The organism is Streptomyces sp. AP-93 (assembly GCF_022808175.1).
GTDB lineage: Bacteria > Actinomycetota > Actinomycetes > Streptomycetales > Streptomycetaceae > Streptomyces.
This window is the reverse complement of sequence record NZ_JALGBX010000061.1, coordinates 1-4,427: the sequence shown is the minus strand read 5'-3', so window position 1 is coordinate 4,427 and position 4,427 is coordinate 1. Positions and strand designations below refer to the sequence as shown.

General features: G+C 69.8%; 5 protein-coding genes. All 5 read right to left on the bottom strand.

Features of this window, described 5'->3' with window-relative positions:
* A partial coding sequence (locus MTF69_RS42535) for a biotin carboxylase N-terminal domain-containing protein (RefSeq protein ID WP_308314144.1) occupies positions 1 to 74 on the bottom strand: 74 nt, incomplete at its 3' end.
* Between the two features lie 26 nt (positions 75 to 100).
* Entirely contained in the window at positions 101 to 289 is a 189-nt protein-coding gene (locus tag MTF69_RS42530; RefSeq protein ID WP_243342194.1) for an acyl-CoA carboxylase subunit epsilon, read from the bottom strand.
* Between the two features lie 10 nt (positions 290 to 299).
* Positions 300 to 1,955 carry an acyl-CoA carboxylase subunit beta gene (locus MTF69_RS42525; protein WP_374325823.1) on the bottom strand — a complete coding sequence of 552 codons (1,656 nt, stop codon included), beginning with the start codon at positions 1,953 to 1,955 and terminating at the stop codon, positions 300 to 302.
* Positions 1,882 to 3,390, bottom strand: coding sequence for an FAD-dependent monooxygenase (locus MTF69_RS42520; RefSeq protein WP_243342192.1), 1,509 nt, complete (start codon positions 3,388 to 3,390; stop codon positions 1,882 to 1,884). Before MTF69_RS42520 ends, MTF69_RS42525 begins: the two co-directional genes overlap by 74 nt.
* The coding region (locus tag MTF69_RS42515) for an alpha/beta fold hydrolase (protein WP_243342191.1) at positions 3,387 to 4,427 on the bottom strand (1,041 nt) is incomplete at its 5' end. The genes MTF69_RS42520 and MTF69_RS42515, both read right to left, overlap by 4 nt.

The window sequence follows — 4,427 nt, the reverse complement described above, 5'->3', positions numbered from 1 at the left end:
ATCCCGGCATCCCGGCAGGCCCGAGCAACGCGGACTGCGATTTCGCCACGGTTGGCGATGAGCACCTTGCGCACGATCTTCCTTTGCCGCTTCGTGGTCGTCATGACGCGGATCTCCAGGATCCCGCCGGCGCGCCGAACGCGCGGATCCGTCCCCAGGACGCCTTGGCAGGCGTCGGCGCGTCCTCCGGGAAGGCTTCTCCGTCCTGTCCCAGGGTCAGCAACACGGTGAGAACCGCGGCCAGCTCCTCCTGCGTGGGGTTGCCGCGCAGAACCTTCATGGCGTTCATTTCTCTGCCCTCACGCAGGGGGGTTGCCGTGCTTGCGCGACGGGAGGTCCGCGTGCTTCGTCCGGAGCATGGCCAGCGTGCGGATCAGCACGGACCGGGTGTCCCGCGGGTCGATCACGTCGTCGACGAGCCCGCGCTCCGCCGCGTAATACGGGTGCATGAGCTCGGACTTGTACTCCTTGATCTTCTGCGCGCGTATCGTGTCGGGGCTGTCAGAGCCGTTGATCTCGCGGCGGAAGATGACGTTCGCCGCGCCCTCGGCTCCCATGACGGCGATCTCGTTCGTCGGCCAGGCCAACGAGACGTCCGTTCCGATGGAGCGGGAGTCCATGACGATGTACGCGCCGCCATAGGCCTTGCGTACGACCAGCGAGATTCGCGGGACCGTCGCGTTGCAGTACGCGTACAGCAGCTTGGCGCCGTGCCGGATGATGCCGCCGTGCTCCTGGTCGACGCCCGGCAGGAAGCCCGGCACGTCCACCAGGGTCACCAGCGGGATGTTGAAGGAGTCGCAGGTGGTGACGAAGCGCGCCGCCTTCTCGCTCGCGTGGATGTCCAGGACGCCGGCGAAGGAGGACGGCTGGTTGGCGACGATGCCGACGACCTGCCCGTCGAGTCGGGCCAGGGCGCAGATGATGTTCGTGGCCCAGGTGGAGTGGACCTCGAAGTAGTCGCCGTCGTCGACGATCTCGGCGATGACCGCCCGCATGTCGTAGGCCTGGTTGGGGTCGGCCGGGACCAGCTCGAGCAGGGCGTCGTTGGCCCGGTCGGCCGGATCCGTGCTGGGGGCGGTCGGGGCGATCTCCCGGTTGTTCTGCGGCAGCAGGGACAACAGATAGCGCACGTCCTCGATGCAGCTCTCCTCGTCGTCGTACGCGAAGCCCGCCACGCCGGAGACCGACGAGTGGACATCTGCGCCGCCGAGGCCGTCCATCGTCACCGCTTCGCCTGTTACCGCCTGGACCACATCAGGTCCGGTGATGAACATCTGCGAGGTCTCGCGGACCATGAACACGAAGTCCGTGAGGGCGGGGGAGTACGCGGCGCCGCCCGCGCACGGGCCGAGCATCACGCTGATCTGCGGGATGACCCCGGAGTTGCGCGTATTGCGCTGGAAGATCCCTCCGTAGCCGGCGAGCGCCGTGACACCCTCCTGGATGCGCGCCCCCGCCCCGTCGTTGAGCGAGACCAGCGGCGCCCCCGAGGCCTCGGCGAGATCCATCAGCTTGTGGATCTTGGCGGCGTGGGCCTCGCCGAGCGCGCCGCCGAAGATACGGAAGTCGTGGGCGTAGACGAACACCGTCCGACCGTGCACGGTGCCCCAGCCGGTCACCACGCCGTCCGAGTGGTAGCGCTTCCGCTCCAGCCCGAAGCCCTCTGCCCGGTGTCGGCGCAGCGCCTCGATCTCCTGGAACGAACCTTTGTCCAGGAGGAGTTCGACGCGCTCATGGGCGGTTAGCTTGCCGCGCGCGTGCTGGCGCTCCGTCGCCTCCGGATCCGGCCCCTGCCGGGCGAGTTCCTTGAGGGCGTGCAGTTCCTCGATGCGTTCTTGCGTGGTCACAGGTGTGCTCCTTGGATTGTTCGAGGGCGGGTCAGGGCGCGACGTCGGAGAGCAGGCGCTCGACGTGCTGCCACTCGGCCGGAGTGGAGCCGCCGGCCGCGACATAGCCGTCCGGGCGCAGCAACAGGAACCCCGGTGCGCCCCGGCGGACATGCTGGTGGTCGACCAGGCCCGGGTGGAGTACGGCCAGTGCCTCGGCGCGGCGTACCGGATCGACGTCGTCGGTCCCGATCGTCAACAGCCGGAACCGGTCCCCGTCGTACTCCGACGTGGCCCAGCGCGGCGATCGGGTGCCGGCCTCCGGCAGGCCCCGCCGGGCCATCCACGCGGCCCGGGAGGTCCTGGCCGGCTCGGCGGGATAGCGGACCTTCCAGCCTGCGAGCAGCGGCGCGAACCAGCGCCCCAGGACACCGGCCGACTCAAGCGCGCTCCACGCGGTGTTGCGCGCCCGCGCCATGGTGGGACCGACGGTGAACATCCTCAGGAACTGATGCGTATTGCGGACGATCTGCTCTGCCGCGTACCGGCGCTCCGGCTCGTAACTGTCGAGCACGGCCGGGCGGAGCGTGCCGTTCACCACCCCGGCCAGTTTCCACACCAGGTTGTGCACGTCCTGCAGGCCGAGATTGAGGCCCTGGCCGCCGAGGGGAGAGTGGGTGTGCGCGGCGTCCCCGACCAGAAAGACGCGGCCCGCGCGCATCCGGCTCGCGATCCGCTCCTGGCTGCTGAAGCTGTTCACCATGTCGAGGGATTCGATCCGCAGTCCGCCCGGACCGCGCTCGTCGAGGAGTCTCTGTACGCCCTCCTCGGAGAGCGGATGGTCCGGGGGTACCGCCGCGGAGATGCGGATGCGGTTGCCGGGCATCGACGCGAAGACAACCGAGCCGCCCAGGCCGAGGAAGTAGTGGACGGCATCGTCCGCGGGCTGTCCGGCGACCCGTCCTTCGGCCAGTAGGAAGTTGACCGGCACATCGGCCCCGGCGAACTCGATGCCCAGCTGCTCGCGGATCCGGCTGCACACGCCGTCCCCCGCGACCAGCCAGTCCGCGTCGATCCGCAGTTCCCCGGCCGGCCCCTCGGCGTGCACCGTGACCTTGTCGTCGTACGCGGCGACCTTGGTGACGGTGATACCACGCTCGATCCGCCCACCGAGCTCGGCCAGCCGGTTCTCCAGCAGTTCGCAGGTGATCTCCTGCGGCAGCATCAGGGGCTCATTGAGTGCACCGAGACCGATCTTCAGGGTGCGGCCGCCGGCCAGGTGGTACTGGTTCGACCGGATCCGCAACCCACGCCGCTCCGCCGCGTCGAGCACGCCCAGTTCGCGGAAGACGCGAAGCGTGGGGGCGTGCAGCTGGACGGCGCGCGAGCCGCGCTGAGGTCCGTCCTGGGCCTCCACGATCCGGGCCCGGACACCCCGCTGCCACAGGGCGCAGGCCGCTGCCAGGCCGACGGGACCGGCCCCCACGATCAGTACCGGAGTACGGGCGTTCATCTCTTGATCACCCTCTGAACTGTTGTCCGGTTTCTCGTCGAATGTCATGCCCGCTCCCGGGTCTTGAGGGAGGAGAGCCAGGCGCCGACGGTCCGGGCCGTGTCCGCGGCGTGCTCCTCGATCATCGAGAAGTGATCGCCCGGAACGGCGGCGAGGCCGTGGGCGTGCTGCCAGGACGAGGCCCAGCCGCTGTCCTCGCCGGCGCCTTCCGTGACGGGCATGCCCGGGACCGGCTCCAGCGGCCGGACCAGCAGGACCGGGGCCTTCACGGGTGCGGGTTGCCAGTCTTCGATGAGGCGGAGATAGCCGCTCATCGCGGTGAGCCGGGCATCCTCCACGGGGCCGAACTCCGTCAGCCGCCGGGCCATCCCGTCCATCAGTGCCGGACCCGCACCGGCCAGTGCCGGATCCCCGGGCACGTACGTGTCGAGCAATACCACGGCGTCGGGGAACACCCCGGACTCCTCCAGCAGCCGGACCGTCTCATGGGCGATGACACCGCCCGAGGAGTAGCCGACGAGTACGAACGGGTCGCCGTCGGCACGCCGCCGGACCGCCTCGGCCGAGGCCTCGGCGATCGCCTCCAGCGAGGCGGGCAGCCGCTCCCCATCCCGGAATCCCGGCAGCGACAGCGCGAACACATCGCGCTCTTCGACGAACGGCGCCGCGAACCGGGCGTACTGGTGCGGGCCCGAGGTCGCGAGGACGGTCGGGAAGCACAGCAGTGCCGCACCGTCCCGGCCCTCCGAGAGGCGCACCGACTCCGGCACATCGTTCGCCACCGGCATGGTGAACACCTCGCGCTCCCGCGCGGCCGCAGCCAGGCGCTCCATGAACTCGGGCGCGGTGCCGTTCTCCCGCGCCTGTGCGTAGAGATCACCCAGCATTGCCGAGGAGCCTTCGGGAGACGCCCCGTCGGCCAGGACGTCGGCCAGATGGCGGGCCAGCGCCTCTGGCGTCCGCCGGTCCATGATCACCCGGGCCGGCAGCCGCAGACCGGTCGCAGCACCTAGATGATTGATTCCAAGGGGTAGCTGTACGGACGCGAGGGTGCCCACTCTCAGTTTGTGACGACCGAGATAGAC